The organism is Castellaniella sp. MT123 (genome assembly GCF_039614765.1).
In the GTDB taxonomy this organism is placed as follows: Bacteria; Pseudomonadota; Gammaproteobacteria; order Burkholderiales; family Burkholderiaceae_B; genus Castellaniella.
On sequence record NZ_CP154879.1, the window covers coordinates 3,094,618 to 3,113,016 of the forward strand.

At 66.4% G+C, this 18,399-nt stretch carries 16 protein-coding genes and 1 tRNA gene; 13 read left to right on the forward strand and 4 right to left on the reverse strand.

All coding sequences use genetic code 11. The features are described from left to right. Nucleotides 1–8: 8 nt before the first annotated feature. Nucleotides 9–851 carry a pantoate--beta-alanine ligase gene (gene panC, locus ABCV34_RS14585; protein ID WP_345796935.1) on the forward strand — a complete coding sequence of 281 codons (843 nt, stop codon included), beginning with the start codon at nt 9–11 and terminating at the stop codon, nt 849–851. A 127-nt stretch (nt 852–978) separates the two neighbouring features. Next, nucleotides 979–1,389: a helix-turn-helix transcriptional regulator gene (locus ABCV34_RS14590; protein ID WP_345796936.1), complete on the forward strand. Its 411-nt coding sequence runs from the start codon at nt 979–981 to the stop codon at nt 1,387–1,389. Here ABCV34_RS14590 and ABCV34_RS14595 read toward each other — a convergent pair. After that, nucleotides 1,340–2,056, reverse strand: a complete 717-nt coding sequence (locus ABCV34_RS14595; protein ID WP_345796937.1) for a hypothetical protein — start codon at nt 2,054–2,056, stop codon at nt 1,340–1,342. The two genes, ABCV34_RS14590 and ABCV34_RS14595, sit on opposite strands and share 50 nt — an antisense overlap. A 129-nt stretch (nt 2,057–2,185) precedes the next feature. Between ABCV34_RS14595 and ABCV34_RS14600 the strand changes: the two genes are divergently transcribed. From ABCV34_RS14600 to ABCV34_RS14630, 7 genes are all read left to right on the forward strand, one after another. Further along, nucleotides 2,186–2,893, forward strand: coding sequence for an A24 family peptidase (locus ABCV34_RS14600; protein WP_345796938.1), 708 nt, complete (start codon nt 2,186–2,188; stop codon nt 2,891–2,893). Nucleotides 2,894–2,907: 14 nt separating this feature from the next. Then, a complete protein-coding gene (gene coaE, locus ABCV34_RS14605; RefSeq protein WP_345796939.1) occupies nt 2,908–3,540 on the forward strand; it encodes a dephospho-CoA kinase in 633 nt (210 codons plus the stop codon). Between the two features lie 12 nt (nt 3,541–3,552). Beyond that, nucleotides 3,553–4,305 (forward strand): cell division protein ZapD, encoded by a 753-nt coding sequence (gene zapD, locus ABCV34_RS14610; protein ID WP_345796940.1) that lies wholly within the window; start codon nt 3,553–3,555, stop codon nt 4,303–4,305. Between the two features lie 11 nt (nt 4,306–4,316). Then, nucleotides 4,317–5,519 (forward strand): efflux RND transporter periplasmic adaptor subunit, encoded by a 1,203-nt coding sequence (locus ABCV34_RS14615; RefSeq protein WP_345796941.1) that lies wholly within the window; start codon nt 4,317–4,319, stop codon nt 5,517–5,519. Beyond that, nucleotides 5,516–8,599 (forward strand): multidrug efflux RND transporter permease subunit, encoded by a 3,084-nt coding sequence (locus tag ABCV34_RS14620; protein WP_345796942.1) that lies wholly within the window; start codon nt 5,516–5,518, stop codon nt 8,597–8,599. The genes ABCV34_RS14615 and ABCV34_RS14620 overlap by 4 nt, the downstream gene beginning before the upstream one ends. Then, nucleotides 8,596–11,700 carry an efflux RND transporter permease subunit gene (locus ABCV34_RS14625; protein WP_345796944.1) on the forward strand — a complete coding sequence of 1,035 codons (3,105 nt, stop codon included), beginning with the start codon at nt 8,596–8,598 and terminating at the stop codon, nt 11,698–11,700. Before ABCV34_RS14620 ends, ABCV34_RS14625 begins: the two co-directional genes overlap by 4 nt. 116 nt (nt 11,701–11,816) lie before the next feature. Beyond that, on the forward strand, nt 11,817–13,202 hold the full coding sequence (locus ABCV34_RS14630; protein WP_345796945.1) for an efflux transporter outer membrane subunit: 1,386 nt from the start codon (nt 11,817–11,819) through the stop codon (nt 13,200–13,202). On the opposite strand, the gene ABCV34_RS14635 is transcribed toward ABCV34_RS14630, so the two are convergent. Both ABCV34_RS14635 and ABCV34_RS14640 read right to left on the reverse strand, forming a co-directional pair. Beyond that, complete coding sequence (locus ABCV34_RS14635; RefSeq protein WP_345796946.1) at nt 13,178–14,176, reverse strand: Nudix family hydrolase; 999 nt, start codon at nt 14,174–14,176, stop codon at nt 13,178–13,180. The two genes, ABCV34_RS14630 and ABCV34_RS14635, sit on opposite strands and share 25 nt — an antisense overlap. After that, nucleotides 14,169–15,008 (reverse strand): ATP-binding protein, encoded by an 840-nt coding sequence (locus tag ABCV34_RS14640; protein WP_345798798.1) that lies wholly within the window; start codon nt 15,006–15,008, stop codon nt 14,169–14,171. The genes ABCV34_RS14635 and ABCV34_RS14640 overlap by 8 nt, the downstream gene beginning before the upstream one ends. A gap of 113 nt (nt 15,009–15,121) precedes the next feature. On the opposite strand from ABCV34_RS14640, the gene ispB reads away from it, so the two are divergent. The 4 genes from ispB to ABCV34_RS14660 all read left to right on the forward strand — a co-directional run bounded on the left by ispB (nt 15,122) and on the right by ABCV34_RS14660 (nt 17,071). Next, nucleotides 15,122–16,087 carry an octaprenyl diphosphate synthase gene (gene ispB / locus ABCV34_RS14645; protein WP_345796948.1) on the forward strand — a complete coding sequence of 322 codons (966 nt, stop codon included), beginning with the start codon at nt 15,122–15,124 and terminating at the stop codon, nt 16,085–16,087. Nucleotides 16,088–16,142: 55 nt separating this feature from the next. Continuing rightward, nucleotides 16,143–16,219, forward strand: a tRNA-Pro gene (locus tag ABCV34_RS14650). 257 nt (nt 16,220–16,476) lie between these two features. Then, a complete protein-coding gene (locus ABCV34_RS14655; protein WP_345796949.1) occupies nt 16,477–16,797 on the forward strand; it encodes a transcriptional regulator in 321 nt (106 codons plus the stop codon). Next, entirely contained in the window at nt 16,784–17,071 is a 288-nt protein-coding gene (locus ABCV34_RS14660) for a helix-turn-helix domain-containing protein (protein WP_345796951.1), read from the forward strand. The genes ABCV34_RS14655 and ABCV34_RS14660 overlap by 14 nt, the downstream gene beginning before the upstream one ends. A 3-nt stretch (nt 17,072–17,074) precedes the next feature. Here ABCV34_RS14660 and ABCV34_RS14665 read toward each other — a convergent pair whose 3' ends face one another. Next, nucleotides 17,075–18,259, reverse strand: coding sequence for a PQQ-dependent sugar dehydrogenase (locus ABCV34_RS14665; protein WP_345796952.1), 1,185 nt, complete (start codon nt 18,257–18,259; stop codon nt 17,075–17,077). Nucleotides 18,260–18,399: the final 140 nt, after the last annotated feature.

Consider the following 18,399-nt stretch of genomic DNA (forward strand, 5'->3'; position numbering starts at 1 on the left):
AGCTTGCCTTGAAAGTCGTCCATACCATCGAAGATCTGCGTGACCAGCTGCGAGGGCAGCTGCGTGCAGCCTTTGTGCCCACCATGGGCAATCTTCACGCCGCCCACCTGTCCCTGATGCGGCTGGCGCATCAGCATGGCGATCCGGTGGTGGCCAGCATTTTCGTCAACCGCCTGCAATTCGGTCCCAACGAGGACTTCGACCGTTATCCCCGGACCCTGGCCGAAGACATTGAAAAGCTCGAGCGGGAACGTGACGTCTATGTGCTCTTTGCGCCGGACGAGCGCGAGATGTACCCAGAGCCGCAGAATTTCCGCATCCGGCCCGGCGACGCCTTGGGCAACATCCTGGAGGGCGAATTCCGCCCCGATTTCTTCATGGGCGTCAGCACCGTGGTGCTCAAGCTCTTTTCCTGCGTGCAGCCGCGCGTGGCTGTGTTCGGGAAAAAGGATTATCAGCAGCTGATGGTGGTGCGCGCCATGTGCCGCCAGTTCCAGCTGCCGGTGGAAATCCTCGCGCACGAAACCGTGCGCGACCCGGACGGGCTGGCGCTGTCCTCGCGGAATCGCTTCCTGTCGGCCGCCGAGCGCGCCGAAGCCCCCAATCTGTATGGTCAGCTGCAACAGGTGCGCGATGCCGTCCGGGCCGGTCGTGACGATTGGGCGGGCGTCGAGGCGCAGGCCATGCAGACCCTGCGCAATCGTGGCTGGGATCCGGATTACGTGTCGGTGCGCCGCCAGCGGGACCTGCAGCCGCCGACGCTCCAGGAAATCCACGAGCGCGAGCCCCTGGTGGTGCTGACGGCCGCCCGGCTGGGCAGCACCCGGCTGATCGATAATCTGGAATTCTGACCAGAGCCGGCGAGGGCGGTACGCGCCTTGGCCGGAGTCCGGGTCACCCCCGGCTGTCAGCGCTGACAGCTGCCGGGCGCGGAGCGCCATGACAGAATCCCCCGAGACCAATAAAAGGGGGATTGTCATGTCTGTCTACGGCATGGGTCCTGACGGCGATCAGCCAGGGGACTCACCACTGAATTGTCTGACCGTGCGTGAACGCGAAGTCGCGGATTACATCACACGGGGCCGTTCCAACAAATACATCGCAGCCGAACTCGGCGTCTCGCAGCGCACGATCGAGGCGCACCGGGCGCGCATCTTCACCAAAATCGGGGTGCGCAACGCCGTGGAACTGACCCAGCGCTGCGTGCGCTGGCACATGAAACTGCCGGCCACCGACGATCTCGGCGCAGGAGTGCGGGGCGGGACACCGGCGGGATGCAGGGTGGCATGCGCGCGTCGGCACCCCGCCATCAGGCGGCTGGCCGGGGGCGTCGGCGAGATCAGTTTGCGGGGCAGGCCTGGGCCGGTTTGGCGGACAGCTCTGAAATAGGGTCCAGATCGGCCTGGCGCGTCAGGCGTGACGCCAGCAAGGGCGCCTTCCCGTTCATGCGCACCACCTTCAGCACGCTCGACTGGGTGAACTCCAGACTGGCGTAGGGCTGTTCACCTGTTTGCAGCACGATGCGTACCGGATCCGACCCGGTCAGGAACCAGCAACCCAGGGTGGTCCGGGCGGGGCCGCTGCCATCGACTGGCGTCTGACGGGCGCGCCACTGACCATCCGGCGCCAGAGTCAGCGTCATGCGGCTGGCCGGGCATTGCCCGCCATCGGTGCAGGCGATCGTGCCCAGATAGGTCTTGGTTTCCTTCAGCACCTGGGGAATGTCGCCGCGGGTTTGCGGGGCGGTCCCGGGTGCCGTGGCGCCTGGCGCGGCGACGGCGCCGGGTTCCGCGCCCGCCGCCTGGCTGGCGTTGGAGGAAGACGCATTGGGCGTCTCGGGGGCGGGCTTTTGATTCTGGTTGCCGAACCCCAGCTGCAACTGCGCCGGGGCAACCGTGCTGGCGCCACCCTGGGCGCGGTGCAGGGCGTCGGACCTGGTGTCGCCGCGTGGGGTGTCGTAATAGCCTGGCTCGCGTTGCTGGGCGCAGGCGCCCAGCAGGATCAGCAGGCTCAGGCCCAGCATTCGGGAAATGGGGGTGGGGATGGCGCGCGGCATGACAGTCAGGCTCGGATTGGCGAAAACGCCATTCTACGCATTTGCCGCCGGCTTGGGCAGTTCCCGGCGCATCGTCCGGATTCTTTCAGGCCTCGGTGTGCCGGCACCCGGAGGGGTCGGAAAATGCCGATGACGCCGCCACTGGCGTGGCTGGCCGGGGTCATCGCCGTTCTCGTCTGCCTGTGGGGTGGCGGCGGCCTGGCCCGATGGGCGCAGGTCTATGCTGATCGGTTGGACGCCGGGAACGCACCGGATGCCAGAACCTTATGGGGCGCTGCCCGCAGCGCCAGGCGGCTGCCGCCCAGGGCCTGGCGGGACGGCCTGGGGGCGGCCTGCGCAGGTGCGGCAGCCGCCTGGCTGCTGTTCGATCAGGGGCCGGGTGGCCTGACGTTGCTGCCGCTGTGCCTGGGCCTGGGCGCCCTGGCCTGGATCGACGCGCGCAGCGGCCTGCTGCCGGATGCCTTGACCCTACCCCTGATGCTGGCCGGCTGGTGGGTGGGGCATCAGGGGCTGGTGACGGCCGGCTTCGCGTCGGTGGCGGTCTGGTCCGGGCTGATGGCGCTGGCCTGCCTGTATCGGTGGTGTCGGGGGCGGGACGGGCTGGGTGGCGGCGACGTGAAATGCCTGGCCGCCCTGGCCGGTTGGCTGGGGTTGCCGGCCACCCTGGTGATCCTGTGGGCCGCCAGCGTGCTGGGGCTGCTCTGGTGGGCCTTCGCGGGCAGGCGCCGTCTGCGCGCCTACCCCTTCGGTCCTTGTATTGCGCTGGCGTCCGCGCCGCTGATCCTGTGTGGTCCAGATCGGGCCGATCGCTGGGTTACAGTCATGTTTTCGATGTGAACAGGACGTTCGTCATGTATTCGATCGGTCTGACCGGCGGGATCGGGTCCGGCAAGACCCAGGTGGCGGACTGGCTGGCGCAATGGGGGGCCGCAGTGATCGATACCGACCGGATCGCGCATGAACTGACGGCGCCGGGCGGATCGGCGATCGAACCCCTGCGCCAGGCTTTTGGTCCGGCGGCCATTCTGCCCGACGGCCGCCTTGACCGTGACTGGATGCGGGATCGCGTATTTGCAGATCCGGAAATGCGCCGGCGGCTGGAATCCATCCTGCATCCCTTGATTGGCCAGGCCGTCCAGGCGCAGGCGGCGCGGGCGCAGGGCCCATACCGTGTCTTCGTCGTACCGCTGCTGGTGGAATCCGGGCGCTGGCGGGATCGGGTGGACCGGATCTGTGTGGTGGACTGTGATCCGGAAACGCAGATCCGGCGCGTGCAGGCGCGCAGCGGGCTGACGCGGGAAGCCATTGGGCGTATCATGTCCGCTCAGTCTTCCCGGGAGGATCGCCTGGCTGCGGCCGACGACGTCATCGTGAACGATGGGGTCACCGATCTGGCTGCGCTGCGTGAACGGTCCTGGCATTGTCATCAGACATGGTGCCAGCTGGCTTCACGGTCGCCCGACGGGCCGGCCACTCATGATTAGGGTCTTTTGCGCGTGATTCTGTACGAGTACCCCTGTAATGAACGTGTGCGTACCCTGCTCAGGGTCGAATATCTGTTCGACCGTCTGTTTTTCTTCGTGAAGGGCGAAGACGCTCGTTGCCACCAGATCGCCATGGCCACCCTGTTCGACCTGCTCGACGTCTGCGAGCGTGCCGATGTGCGCACGGCTGTCCTGCAGGATCTGGATCGGCATCGCACGGCACTGTCGGCCTTGCGCGAGCATCCCGGCGTCGATCGCCCCACGCTCGATAGCCTGCTGAAAGAAATGCAGTCCGTGTCGGCGGATTTGTCCGGACAGGGCCGCATCGGCCAGTGCCTGCGGGACAACGAATGGCTTGCCAGCCTGCGCGGGCGCATTACCGCGCCGGGCAGCTCGTCCCCCATCGATCTGCCTTCCTACTACGCCTGGCAGATCAAACCCGTCGAGGCCCGTGTCCGCGACCTGGCAGGCTGGATCGACACGATGATGCCGCTGCATCGGGCGGTGGCGTTGATCCTGCAGATGCTGCGCGACGCGGGCGATGCCCATGACCAGGTGGCCAGCCAGGGGGCATATCAGGAAATGCTGGGGGGCAAGACCTTCCAGCTGCTACGGGTCTGGGTCGATCAGGGGCTGGGGGTTTTCCCCGAAATCAGCGCCAACAAATACGTCATCTGGGTGCGGTTCTCCCTGCAGGACAATACGGCGAAGCCGCAGCCGGCCGGCCGCGACATTGCGTTTCGCCTCGCCCGCTGCAATCTCTAGGACTTTCCATCATGATCGATACCACGACGCGTCCCCTGGGCAGGCGCCGCCGGGTTTGGATGTGGGCGGCGCTGTGCGTGCTTGTCGGTCTGGCCGTCTGGCGATTCTGGCCCCAGGGCGCGGGTCAGCCGTCGGGTCGGGGTGGTGGCGCGGGACTGGCGACGCCCGTGTCTGTCACTCAGGTCGAATCCGGACAGATCGACCGGTCGCTGCGCGCGCTGGGAACGGTCAATGCATTGGCCACGGTCACGATCCGGGCGCGGGTGGACGGGCCGCTGCAGTCCCTGCATTTCACGGATGGCCAGCCGGTGGCGGCGGGCGACCTGCTCGCGGTCATCGATCCCCGGCCCTTCGAGATCCAGCTGCGGCAGGCGCAGGGTCAACAGATCCAGCATGCGGCCCAACTGGACAACGCGCGCCGCGATCTGGCGCGATACGAACAGCTGGCCAAGCAGAATTCCGTGGCGCGCCAGCAGCTGGACACCGCCCGGGCGCAAGTCGGCGAACTGCAGGGGCAGGCGAAGATCGACCAGGCGGCTGTCGACGAGGCGCATCTGCAACTCAGCTATACCCGGATCCTGGCGCCGATGGCCGGTCGTTTGGGGATGCGCAAGGTCGACGTCGGGAACATGGTGCATGCCTCCGATACGGGCGGCCTGGTGGTGTTGACGCAAAGCCGGCCCATCGATGTGGTGTTCTCCATCCCCCAGACCCGGCTGCCGGCGCTGTTGGCTGCCCGCCGTGCCGACAGCGGCCTGCGTACGCAGCTTTTCAGTCAGGCGGGTGGTCCCGTCCTGGCCACCGGCACCCTGATCGCGGTGGACAATCAGATCGACGTCGCCACCGGCACGGTGCAGCTCAAGGCCCGGTTCGACAATGCGGACGAGTCCCTGTTCCCCAACCAGTTCGTGCAGGTGCGCCTGCGCCTGGGGCTGGAATCCGGTCTCGTGCTGCCTCTGCGCGCCGTGCAGCGCGGTTCGGCGGGCGAATACGTCTATCGCGCCGACGCCGATCACAAAGTGCATGTCGTGCCTGTTGTGACTGGCGTGGATGATGGCGAGCGGGTCGTGATCGAATCGGGACTGGCGGCCGGGGATACCGTGGTGGTCGAAGGCACCGATCGCCTGCGTGAAGGCAGCCTGATCGAAGAGGTGGCCCCGGGGCAGTCCCCGTCGACGGGCTCGTCGGGGGCCGTCAAGGGTCACGCTTCGTGAATCTGTCGCGCCCCTTCATCCTGCGGCCGATCGCCACCACGCTGGCGATGATCGCCGTGGTGCTGGCCGGGCTGCTGGGGTATCGCGAACTGCCCGTGTCGGCCCTGCCGCAGGTGGACTTCCCCACCATCCAGGTGACGACGCTATATCCCGGGGCCGGGCCAGATGTCATGACGGCGTTGGTCACCTCGCCGTTGGAACGCCAGTTCGGCCAGATGCCGGGCCTGTCGCAAATGCTGTCCACCAGCTCGGGCGGGTCCTCGCGCATCACCTTGCGCTTCGATCTGGGGCTGCCGCTGGATGTGGCCGAACAGGAAGTCCAGGCCGCCATCAACGCGGCTTCGAACCTGCTGCCCGGCGACATGCCGTCGCCGCCTATCTACCGCAAGGTCAATCCGGCCGACACGCCGGTGATGACGCTGGCGGTGACCTCGCCCACGCTGCCGCTGGATCAGGTGCGCGATCTGATCGAGGTGCGGGTCGCGCAGAAATTGTCCCAGATCAGTGGGGTCGGCCTGGTCAGCGTGACCGGCGGGCAGAGGCCGGCCGTGCGTATCCAGGTGGATCCCCAGGCGCTGGCCGCGCATAAACTCACGCTGGCCGACGTGCGCAAGGCGGTCACCCAGTCTAACGTCAACCAGCCCAAGGGCAATCTGGACGGGCCGCAGCGGTCGTTGACCATCAGCGTCAACGACCAGCTGAAAGACCCGGCCGAATACGAACGCCTGATCCTGGCCTATGAGAACGGCGCGCCCCTGCGCCTGGGCGACGTGGCGCACGTGCGCCGCGCGGCGGAAAATCTGTACCAGGCGGCCTGGTTCGATCACACGCCGGCGGTCTTGCTGAATATCCAGCGTCAGCCGGGCGCCAATGTGATCCAGGTGGTCGACCAGATCCAGACGCTGCTGCCGGGCCTGCGCCAGACTCTGCCGACGGGCGTCGACCTGCGGGTGGCCGCCGATCGCACGCACACGATCCGCGATTCGATCGATCACGTGCAGATCGAGATGTTGCTGGCCATCGCCCTGGTGGTGGCGGTGACCTTCGTGTTTTTGCGGACCTGGCGGGCGACGCTCATTCCGGGTGTGGTCGTGCCGCTGTCGCTGGTGGGCACGTTCGGCCTGATGTATCTGATGGGCTTCAGCATCAACAACCTGACTCTGATGGCGCTGACGATCGCCACCGGCTTCGTGGTGGACGATGCCATCGTCATGATCGAAAACATCGCCCGCCACATCGAGGAAGGCGAAAACGCCCTGACGGCGGCGCTGCGCGGGGCGCGCCAGATCGGCTTCACCCTGGTGTCGTTGACCGTGTCGCTGATCGCGGTGCTGATCCCCCTGCTTTTCATGGCCGACGTGGTCGGGCGGCTGTTTCGCGAGTTCGCGGTGACGCTGGCGGTGGCGATCCTGTTGTCCCTGCTGATTTCCCTGACGCTGACGCCCATGATGTGCGCCCGCATGCTGCGCCCGGAATCCGAAGAGCGACATGGCCGTTTTCTTCGGGGGGCCGGGCGTGCCATGGACCGGCTGGTCACCGCGTACGACCGGGGGCTGACGTGGGTGCTGGCCCATCAGTTGGCCACACTGTGGTTCGCACTGGGGACGCTGGTGGTGACGGTCGGGCTGTATGCCGGCATTCCCAAGGGCTTTTTCCCGCAGCAGGATACCGGCGCGATCCAGGCCATCACCCAGGGCCCGCAGACAGCCTCCTTTCCCGTCATGTCCCGCCTGCAGCAGTCGGCGGTCGAGCGGGTGCTGGCGGATCCGGCGGTCGCGTCGGTGACGTCCTTCATCGGGATCGATGGCGACAATACGACATTGAACACCGGGCGCCTGCAGATCACGCTCAAGCCCCTGACGGAGCGCCGCGTGCGGGCCGATGCGGTCATCGACCGCCTGAACCAGGCTCTGCATGCTGTGGTGGGATTGCAGGTCTGGCTGCAGCCGGTGCAGGAACTCTCAGTCGAGGATCAGATCAGCCGCGCCCAGTTCCAGATGACGGTGTCCAGTCCCAACGATGCCGCGCTGGCCCTGTGGGCGCCGCGTCTGATCGAGACCCTGCAGCGCCTGCCGCAGCTGCGCGCCGTGGCCGGGGATCTGCAGGACCACGGGCTGGCGCTGAACGTGCAGGTGGACCGCGATGCGGCCGCGCGGCTGGGCGTCACTCAGGCGGCGATCGACGACGCGCTGTACGACGCCTTCGGACAGCGGCTGATCTCCACGATCTATACCCAATCGGCGCAGTACCGGGTCGTGCTCGAAGCCGGCGCCGCGCAGCTGGACGGCGGGCCGCAGGCGCTGGCGCACATCCACGTGCCGACTGCCGGCGGCGGCGTGACGCCCTTGTCCACGGTCGCGCGTTTCGTGCCGGGCGTGACCCGCCTGGCTGTCCAGCGCCTGGATCAGTTTCCGGCCACCACGGTGTCCTTCAATCTGGCACCGGGTGTGGCGCTTTCCGACGCCGTGCAGGCGATCGAGGGTGCCCGCGTATCGCTGGGGGTGCCCGATTCCGTCGAGATCCAGTTCCAGGGCGCGGCGCGCGCCTTCCAGGCGTCTCTGTCGAGCACCTTGTTGTTGTTGCTGGCAGCCGTGGTCACCATGTACATCGTGCTGGGTGTGCTGTACGAGAGCCTGATCCATCCGGTGACCATCCTGTCCACGCTGCCGTCGGCGGCCGTCGGTGCCCTGCTGGCGCTGTGGGCGGGCGGGGTGGAACTGGACATGATCGGGGTGATCGGCATCATCCTGCTGATCGGCATCGTCAAGAAAAACGCCATCCTGATGATCGATTTTGCGCTGGATGCCCAGCGCGAGCGCGGGCTGGGACCGCAGGCGGCCATTCATGAAGCGGCGCTGCTGCGCTTTCGGCCGATTCTGATGACGACGCTGGCGGCGTTTTTCAGCGCCATTCCCCTGATGTTCGCTAGCGGATCGGGGGCCGAGCTGCGCCAGCCGCTGGGTCTGGCCATGGTGGGTGGCCTGCTGTGCAGCCAGCTGCTGACCTTGTTTACCACCCCGGTGATCTATCTGATGTTCGAGCGGCTGGCGCATCGGCGGACGGCGCCTGATCGATCATGAGGTTCTTCGCCCTGTTCCTGCGCCGGCCGGTAGGCACATCCCTGTTGTGTCTGGCCATGGTGCTGGCCGGGGTGCTGGCCTTGCGGTTCCTGCCGGTGGCACCCTTGCCGCAGGTGGATTTTCCGATGATCTCGGTGTCGGCATCGCTGCCGGGCGCCAGCCCCGAGACCATGGCATCCAGCGTGGCGATGCCGCTGGAGCAGTCCCTGGGTGCGATCGCGGGGATCAGCAGCATGAGCTCGAGCAGCAGCGAGGGCCAGACCACGATTTCGCTGATGTTCGAACTGGATCGCGACATCAACAGCGCCGCGCGCGACGTGCAGGCGGCCATCAACGCGGCGCGCCCGCAGCTGCCGTCAGGCATGCGCGGCAATCCGGTCTACCGCAAGGTGAATTCCTCGTCCTCGCCGATCATGACCCTGGCGCTGACCTCGGACACGGCCACGCGCGGAGAACTGTACGACCTGGCCTCGACGGTGCTGGCGCAGAAACTGTCCCAGGTCGGCGGGGTGGGGCAGGTGACGGTGGGCGGCAGTTCCCTGCCGGCGGTGCGTGTCCTGCTGAATCCCCGGGCGCTGGAATCCATGGGCGTGTCGCTGGACAAGGTGCGTCAGAAGCTGCAGGACGTCAATTCCCTGCGGCCCGGGGGGCTGGTGCGCCTGGGCGACAACCAGTGGCAGATCCGCTCGGGCCAGCAGCTGCGCAAGGCGGCCGACTACGCCCCGTTGATCGTGGACTGGAAGGACGGGCGCCCGATCCACCTGAGCGATGTGGCGCGTGTCGAGGATTCGGTCGAAGACACAAATCAGGTGGGCTACTTCAACGACAGGCCGGCGGTGCTGTTGATCATCCGCCGTCAGACGGACGCCAACATCATCGATACCGTCGATGCGGTGCGCACGCTGCTGCCGTCGTTCCAGTCCTTGCTGCCCGAACAGGTGAGGCTGACGATCGCTCAGGACCGCACGCCCAGCATCCGGGCTTCTTTGTACGAGGCCGAGCTCACCCTGGTGCTGTCGGTGATCCTGGTGGTTGCCGTCGTCTTCGCCTTTCTGGGCAACTGGCGCGCGGCCCTGATTCCTGCCATCGCGGTGCCGGCCTCGCTCATCAGCACCTTCAGCCTGATGTGGTGGTTCGGCTTCAGCCTGAACACGATATCCCTGATGGCGCTGATCGTCGCCACCGGTTTCGTGGTGGATGACGCGATCGTGGTGCTGGAAAACATCATGCGCCACATCGAGCGCGGCATGCGTCCGGCGCGGGCGGCCTTGCGCGGCGCGACCGAGGTGGGCTTTACCGTCCTGGCCATGAGCGTGTCGCTGATCGCCGTATTCATTCCGCTATGGCTGGTGGGCGGCCTGGTCGGGCGCCTGTTCAAGGAATTCGCCGTCACGCTGTCGGTGGCGATCGGCGTGTCCCTGCTGATCTCGATCACCCTGACCCCGGTCATGGCGTCGCGGCTGCTGCGGGTGGCACCTGTCAATCAGCCGGCGCGCCGCAACCGCCTGGCCCGCCTGTCTCAACGCCTGGGCGATGCCTGTCTGCGGGGCTACGGGAAATCGCTGCGCTGGGCCCTGGACCATTCGCGCATCGTGCTGCTGTTGCTGCTGGCGACGATCGGGCTGAACGTCTATCTGTACATCAGCATTCCCAAAGGCTTCTTTCCCCAGCAGGATACGGGGCAGCTGATGGGATTTTTCCGGGTGGATACGGGGACGTCCTTCGACGAAACGCAGAAGCGGCTGGATGTCTTCCGTCGGATCCTGCTGTCGGACACGGCTGTGGATACGGTGACCGCCTACGCGGGGGGGCGCGGCGGCAGCAATTCCAGCTTCATCCAGATCCAGCTCAAGCCCCTGAACCAACGTGACGCCAGCGCCGCCGAGGTCGTCAACCGCTTGCGGCCGCGATTCGCGCATACGCCGGGCGCGCGCATGTTCCTGGTGCCTCAGCAGGACATTTTCGTCGGGCATTCTTCGCGATCCGGGTCCTATTCCTACCAACTGATGGGCAGCGACCTGCGGCTGCTGAACCTGTGGCTGCCCCGGGTGCGCAACGTGTTGGCCACGATGCCCGAACTGGCTGACGTGGACGACGACGTCGAGGACAAGGGACGTCGCCTGGAACTGGTGGTCGATCGGGATGCCGCGCGCCAGTTGGGCGTGCAGATGGCCGATCTCGCGGGGGTGCTGAACAACGCCTTCAGTCAGCGCCAGGTGGCCGTCCTGTATGGCACACTCAACCAGTATCACGTGGTCATGGGGGTGCAATCGCGCTATGCCCAGGACGTGCATTCCCTGCAGGCGCTGCAGGTCGTCAACGCTCAGGGGCAGCATGTGCCGCTGCTGGCCTTTACCCGGATCACCGAGGGCACCGCGCCACGCGCGGTCAATCATGAAGGTCTGCTGGCAGCCGATTCGGTGTCGTTCGGTCTGGCCCCCGGGGTGTCGCTGGGGCAGGCGCTCACCGCCATCGATCAGGCCGTGGCGCGCATCAACCTGCCCACACAGGAACTGCAAGGCGGACTGGATCAGAGTTCCGGCCTGATGCGCAACGCCGTGGCCCAGCAGCCCTGGATGCTGGTGGCCGCACTGGTGGCCATGTATCTGGTGCTGGGCATGCTCTACGAGAGCACCCTGCATCCGATCACGATCCTGTCCACCCTGCCGTCGGCCGGGGTGGGTGCGCTGCTGGCGCTGCGGCTGGTGGGCATGGAATTCACCCTGATTGCCCTGATCGGCGTATTCCTGCTGATCGGCATCGTCAAGAAAAATGCCATCATGATGGTGGATTTTGCCCTGCAGGCCCAGCGCCGCGAGGGGCTGGACCCGCGCGAAGCCATCTACCGGGCCTGCCTGGCACGGCTGCGACCGATCCTGATGACGACGCTGTCGGCCATGCTGGGGGCCATGCCTCTGTTGCTGGCAACCGGGGCCGGGGTGGAGATGCGTCAGCCTCTGGGCCTGACGATCGTGGGCGGGCTGCTGGTCAGCCAGGTGCTGACGTTGTATACGACCCCGGTGGTGTATCTGAGCCTGGACCGCCTGCGTGGCTCGCGCCGCGCCGCTCAGCGGATCCAGACCGTGGTGCCGCCTGCGTGATAATTCTTTGAATCCCTCATTCATTCATGAACGTGATGCAGCTTCCATGCGCCTGTGAGCGCACCCAGCCTGAAACCGGATGCCGGCCTATCGCGCGGCGGTGCTGGCGCCATGGCGTGGCCTTGGCCGCGTGCCTGCTTCTGAGCGCCTGTGCCGTGGGGCCGGACTACCATCGGCCGGCCCAGGACGTGGGCGCGGTGTACGCGAGCGCGCCGGATGGCCAGTGGCGCCGGGCGCAGCCCGCCGACGGGACGCTGCAGACCGACTGGTGGCGTCTTTTCGGCGATGCGGACCTGAATGGGCTGATGGACCGCATGCCGCAGGGGAATCTGGACATCGCCCAGGCCGAGGCCCAATACCGGCAGGCGCAGGCTGCGCTGGGGACGGCGCGCGCCGGCCTGTTCCCGTCCGTTGGTGTGTCGTCCTCGGTGACCCGGGAGGGGCAGGGCATTTCCGGTGTGGGCAACCCCTCGAACAGCTATTCCCTATCGGGCAGCGTCGGCTGGGAGGTCGATCTCTGGGGGCGGGTGCGGCGCGACGTCGAGGGCGCGCGGGCCGGTGCGCAGGCCAGCGGGGCCGATCTGGCCGCCATGCGCCTGAGCCTGCGGTCGACCCTGGCCCAGGCGTATTTCGGGGTTCGCGCCAGTCAGCTGCAGGATGCGCTGCTGGCCCGCACGCTGGACGAATATGCCCGCGCACTCGAAATGACGCGCAATCGCTATGCCGCCGGTGTGGCGTCTCCCGCCGACGTGGCGGCGGCGTCAGCGCAGCTGGATCAGGCCCGCGTGCAGCGCATCCGGCTGGGGTGGCAGCGGGAACAGCAGATTCATGCCATTGCGATTCTGCTCGGGCTGGTGCCGGCCGGCTTCCAGATGCCGCCGGGCGCCGGCCTGCCGGCCGTTCCCGCCATTCCGGTGGGGGTCCCGTCCGCCTTGCTGCAGCATCGACCCGACGTCGCGGCGGCGGAGCGGCGCGTGGCCCAGGCCAATGCAAAGATCGGTGTGGCGCAGGCCGCCTGGTTTCCCGATCTGACACTGAGCGCGCAGGGCGGCTACCGGGCGGGTGAATTCGCATCCTGGATCATGGCGCCGGCGCGTTTCTGGACGCTGGGCCCGGCGTTGGCGTTGACGCTGTTCGATGGGGGCGCACGCAGCGCCGCCGTGGAATCCGCTCGGGCCGCGTACGACGCCCAGGCCGCAGCCTACCGCAAGACCGTGCTCGACGCCCTGCGCGAGGTCGAGGATGCCTTGGTGCAGTCGCAGGCCCAGGTCGACGAGCAGGCCGCGCAGGACCAGGCACTGGCTGCTGCCCGGGAAACCCTGCGCCAGGTCACCAATCAATATCAGGCAGGCCTGGTGGATTATCTGAATGTGGTGCAGGCGCAGACCAGTGCGCTCAGCGCCGAGCAGAATTCGTTGAACCTGCGGGCCCAGCGCCTGACCGCCGCCGTGCAGTTGGCGGCGGCGCTGGGTGGTGGCTATTCGGAGCCACCCACCAACTGACCCCGCATGGCGGCGATTCCGTGCGCCCCGTGCAGGCGGGCCGCGTCGAGCGTATCGATGGATTGCCCGCCGATGGCGAACACTGGCCGGCCCGCCGCTGTGGCGAGTTCCCGGAACCGCGCCCAGCCCAGCGCGGGACTACCGGGGTGGCTGTCGGTGGGATGGACGTGCCCAAGCACCACGAAGTCGGCCTGCAGCTGGCGGGCGCATTCGATGTCCTGCGCGTCATGCGCCGATACCCCCAGCCAGCCCGGTGGCCGCGTGTCCTGCTGCAGAATGCGGGCGGCGTCGGCTGCGCGTAGCTGAACCCCGTCGGCGTGCGACCACCAGCCGTGCGGATGGCAGCTGTTGATGAAACAGCGGGCGCCATGCTGGCGGCATAGGGCCAGGGTGGCCTGGAAAGCGTCGTGCAGGCTGTCGGTGTCACCCGCCCACGCAGGTTCGCGGAACTGCACCATGCGCAGGCCCTGCAGCAGTTCCTGGCGTAGTTGTGCCAGCCAGCCGGCCAGCCCGTCGGCATGACGGATGTGGCTGACGCGGTACTGCATGGGCAGCCGCAGCCAGCGCAGCGGCGGGGCGGCCGCCGGCAGCAGCGAGCCGCCGCCCGGTGCGATCGGGTGTTCGGATTCGTCCAGGCGGATGTCCCAGGGGTCCACCCAGTCCAGTGCCTGGTTTTCGCGGCCGTGGGGCTCGCCTTCCCAGGCCGTAACCTGGCAGAACGCCAGTTCGACGATGGATTTGGGATATTCGTGCACGTGCACGACCCAGGGGTAGACGCGGGTCGCTCGGATGCCCAGTTCTTCGTCCAGTTCGCGCACAAGCGCCTGTTCGACGGTTTCGCCGGCCTCGATCTTGCCGCCGGGAAATTCCCACCAGCCCGGCCAGGCTTTGCCGTCGGGGCGCTGGCCCAGCAACAGCCGGCCCCGGGCATCCAGGATCAGGCCGGCGGCGACGCGGATGTAGGGTTTAGACATGGCGGGCCGCCCAGTCGCGCGCGAACTGCCGGGCCACCCGGCCCGAGCGGGACCCGCGTTCGAGCGCCCATTGCAGGGCCTCGGTGCGGGCGGCGTGGATCTGGTCCGCATCGCAGCCGTGGAAGGCCAGCCAGTGGTTGACGATGTCCAGGTAGTCGTTCTGTGCGAAGGGGTAGAACGACAGCCACAGCCCGAAGCGTTCGGACAGGGAAATTTTTTCTTCGACGGTCTCGCCGGGGTGGATCTCGCCGTCGGTCTGGTGCTGGGCTTCCAGGTTTTCGTGCATGTATTCCGGCATCAGGTGGCGTCGGTTCGAGGTGGCATAGATCAACAGGTTGTCGCCTGGGGACGCGACGGAACCGTCGAGCGCCGATTTCAGGGCCTTGTAGCTGGCTTCCCCTTCCTCGAAGGACAGATCGTCGCAGAAGACGATATAGCGTTCCGGCCGGCCCTGGATCAGTTCGACGATCTGGCCCAGATCGCTCAGGTCGGACTTGTCGATCTCGATCAGGCGCAGGCCCTGGCAGGCGTAGGCGTCCAGCAGGGCGCGCACCAGCGAGCTCTTTCCGGTGCCGCGGGCGCCGGTCATGAGCACGTTGTTGGCGGGCTTGCCCCGCAGGAATGCCAGCGTGTTGCGTTCGAGAGTCGCCTTTTGCCGATCGACGTGCCGCAGGTCCCCCAGATGGATGGGGGCGACGCGGTGGACCGCATCCAGCCAGCCGCGCGCGCCACGGCGTTGCCAGCGGTAGGCGCTGGCCGTCCAGTCGATCGTTGGGGGGGCGGGGGGCAGCCAGGCTTCGAGCTGAGCCAGCACGTTCAGTGCTCGATCCATGAGTGCCTGCAGTTGGGGGTCGGCCACCGGGTTCTCCTGATTGTGATCTGGAAAGTATAATCTGGGTCTTTGCGGCCGCCACCGGCGGGCGCCCATCAGCATTCGGGTCCGTCTTGAATTTCTCTGAACTGTTTGCCCCCATCGTGTCCGACATGCAGGCGGTCGACGCGGTCATTCGCTCACGCCTGGATTCCGAGGTCGTCCTGATCCGCACGATCGGCGACTACATCGTCGGCGCAGGGGGCAAACGCATGCGCCCGGCCATGATGCTGCTGGTTGCGGGCGCCCTGGGCTACCAGGGCGACAATCACCACCGGCTGGCCGCCGTGGTCGAATTCATCCATACCGCCACGCTGCTGCATGACGACGTGGTCGATGAATCCGACATGCGCCGGGGCCGCGAAACCGCCAACGCCGTCTTTGGCAATGCCGCCAGCGTTCTTGTGGGCGACTACCTGTATTCCCGTTCCTTCGAGATGATGGTTGAATCGGGGTCCATGGCCGCCATGGCCGTGTTGTCCGCGGCCACCACCGTCATCGCCGAGGGCGAGGTCCTGCAGCTCCTGAACGTCCATGATCCGGATGTGTCACTCGATCGCTATCTGCAGGTCGTGCGCTACAAGACAGCAAAACTGTTCGAGGCCTCTGCCCAGGTGGGGGCCATCATTTCAGGTGTGACGCCTGAACAGGAATCGGCCGCCGCCGCTTACGGCCGCCACGTCGGCACCGCCTTCCAGCTGATCGATGACGTGCTGGACTACAGCGGCGATGTGCAGGCGCTGGGAAAGAACGTGGGCGACGACCTGCGCGAGGGCAAGCCCACCCTGCCGCTGATCCGTGTCCTGGAAACCGGCACGGCGGATCAGCGCAGCCTGATCCGCCAGGCGATCGAAACCGGCCATGCGGATTTCGAGGCGGTGGCGCGCGCCATCCATGCCACCGACGCCCTGGACTACACGCGCCAGGCGGCCCGCGCCGAGGCCGATCTGGCCAGGCAGGCGCTGTCCGCCTTCCCGGATTCCGTTTATCGGGAAACTCTGCTAAAATTCTGTGCTTTCGCGGTCGAGCGCGATCGTTGAAAGTTCCCGAGGATGATTGCAGACCCTGCGTTTGCAGCCATCCAAGCATCACCGTCGGGGTGTAGCTCAGCCTGGTAGAGTACTACGTTCGGGACGTAGGAGTCGCATGTTCGAATCATGTCACCCCGACCATATTCCAGAAGCCGGATCAGATGATTATCTGATCCGGCTTTTTCTTTTTTGTTTCCACTTTAAATCGGCATTATGCGGTTCTTCTGATGGAGTCCAGTGGAACCAAGAAAAGTGACTGACAAACCTGGGCATGTCGTCACGGATGGACTCATCCGTGACCTTCATATCCCGTTGCTAGGGACGACGCGTGCCCTCTCGGCTATGGTGGCTCATCTTGAGTTCATCATACGGGGATACGTCTTAGACGTATAATATCGATGTACACCATCATTGAGACGCCGATCTTCACAGCGGATGCAAAGACTATCTGGCACGAAGATGAGCGTGGTGAATTTTCTGCCTGGTTGGCGCGGAATCCGCTGGCGGGAGAAGTGATTCCTGGATCCGGTGGATGTCGCAAGGTGCGTTGGTCCCGTTCAGGGGTGGGAAAGCGGGGCGGCGTCAGGGTCATCTACTACAACCGTCTCGAGAATGGCGTAATTTACCTGCTGGTGATTTACGCCAAGTCGGTACGGGGTAGCATTCCAGCGTACCTGCTCAGGGCAATCAAAGAGGAGCTTGAAAATGACCCCACGTGACAGCATGACAGGGACGGAGTTGGGCGAGAAATTGCTCGCCTCGGTGCGTCAGATGAAGGCTGGCGCCGGCACGGTGGTGCATTCGCCAGTGGCGCAGGCGCGGCTGCGTTCCCAGTTGTCTCAGACGCAATTCGCGGCACTCATGGGAGTGTCGGTACGGACATTGCAGGAATGGGAGCAGGGACGCCGCAAGCCGTCAGGCGCGGCGCAGACGCTGATTACGGTCGCGGAACGTTACCCGGAGGTGCTTCGCGACCTGGTGTCTAGCTCGTGATGCTTACCGGTTAGACTGGCTACGCGGCACCAGCCGCAGCAACGCCGCGTTCGGGCCGTCTTCGATCACCCATACCGTCCCGTCGGGTGCGACGGCCACGTCGCGGATGCGGGCGCCCAGGGGCCAGCGGTCGGCCTGCCGGGCATTGCCATCGGGTTCGAAGGCGATCCTGGCCAAGCCATGGGAAACCAGGCCGCCGATCAGTGCCGAACCCTGCCATGCCGGGAACTGCGGGCCCTGATAGAAGGCCAGTCCGGCGGGCGCGATCACCGGGGTCCAGTAGACACGGGGGGTTTCGAATTCCGGATGGGTGCTGTGCCTGGGAATCGGGGTGCCATCGTATTGGTCGCCATTGGAAACGATGGGCCAGCCGTAGTTCTTGCCGCGAATGATCCGGTTCAATTCGTCGCCGCCCTTGGGGCCCATCTCGGTTTCCCACAATTGCCCGTTCGGGGCGAACGCCAGCCCGTACGGGTTGCGGTGGCCGCTCGTCCAGGTCAGTGCGCGGACGCCCGGTTGCCCGGCCAGCGGATTATCCGCCGGGGCTGAGCCATCCGGGTTCAGGCGCAGGATCTTCCCCCGGGCGGCATCGGGATTTTGCGCCGAATCGGGTTCCATGCGGTCGCCGACGCTCAGGAAAAGATGCCGGCCATCCGGCGGGAAGGCGATGATGCCGCCGGGCTGGCCGCCCCGGCTGGCGGGCTGCTGCCGCCACAGGATGCGCAGATCGTCCAGCGAGGCTTGATGGCCGGATTCCGCCAGCCGTGCGCGCGCCAGGGTCAGGACGCCTCCGTTGTCCTCGGGGGCGACGTAAGTAAAGAATACCGTCGCGTCTTGCGCGAAGCGCGGTGAAACAGCGATGTCCAGCAGGCCGTTCTGGCCGCGGTAGTAAACCCTGGGGACTCCATGCACTTCGGTCTTGGCGCCATCTCGCGTCGTGATGAAGATTTTCCCTGGCTTTTCGGTGATGAGCAGGCGGCCGTCAGGCAGGAAGGCGATCGCCCAGGGGTGGTCGAACGTGGCGATGCGCCGGACCGTGAACGGCCTGCCACCGTCATCTGGCAGGGTGCCCGCGTTGCGCGACACGATGGCGCTCGCAGCGCCAGCAGCGGCACTGGGCAGGGCTGCCGCGCACAGGGCGGCAAGGGCGCAGAGAGCCAATTCTGCGCAATGGATGGCAAATCGCATGGCGGCTCCCGGGAAACGTGCCTGTCTATAGGTCACATGGTGCCTGATGTCCCTGCCTCGTGTCATCCCTGAGTCGCGACTCGCCGGGTCTTCTGTGCCCTGACCATTCACACCCCTGTCACATTGCATCCCTAGAATCC

Coding starts and splice junctions, on each gene's coding strand:
- ABCV34_RS14590 (WP_345796936.1), top strand. CDS start 979: ATGTCTGTCTACGGCATGGGTCCTGACGGCGATCAGCCAGGGGACTCA.
- ABCV34_RS14595 (WP_345796937.1), bottom strand. CDS start 2,056: ATGCCGCGCGCCATCCCCACCCCCATTTCCCGAATGCTGGGCCTGAGC.
- ABCV34_RS14600 (WP_345796938.1), top strand. CDS start 2,186: ATGACGCCGCCACTGGCGTGGCTGGCCGGGGTCATCGCCGTTCTCGTC.
- coaE (WP_345796939.1), top strand. CDS start 2,908: ATGTATTCGATCGGTCTGACCGGCGGGATCGGGTCCGGCAAGACCCAG.
- ABCV34_RS14615 (WP_345796941.1), top strand. CDS start 4,317: ATGATCGATACCACGACGCGTCCCCTGGGCAGGCGCCGCCGGGTTTGG.
- ABCV34_RS14625 (WP_345796944.1), top strand. CDS start 8,596: ATGAGGTTCTTCGCCCTGTTCCTGCGCCGGCCGGTAGGCACATCCCTG.
- ABCV34_RS14635 (WP_345796946.1), bottom strand. CDS start 14,176: ATGTCTAAACCCTACATCCGCGTCGCCGCCGGCCTGATCCTGGATGCC.
- ABCV34_RS14640 (WP_345798798.1), bottom strand. CDS start 15,008: ATGGATCGAGCACTGAACGTGCTGGCTCAGCTCGAAGCCTGGCTGCCC.
- ABCV34_RS14655 (WP_345796949.1), top strand. CDS start 16,477: ATGTACACCATCATTGAGACGCCGATCTTCACAGCGGATGCAAAGACT.
- ABCV34_RS14660 (WP_345796951.1), top strand. CDS start 16,784: ATGACCCCACGTGACAGCATGACAGGGACGGAGTTGGGCGAGAAATTG.
- ABCV34_RS14665 (WP_345796952.1), bottom strand. CDS start 18,259: ATGCGATTTGCCATCCATTGCGCAGAATTGGCTCTCTGCGCCCTTGCC.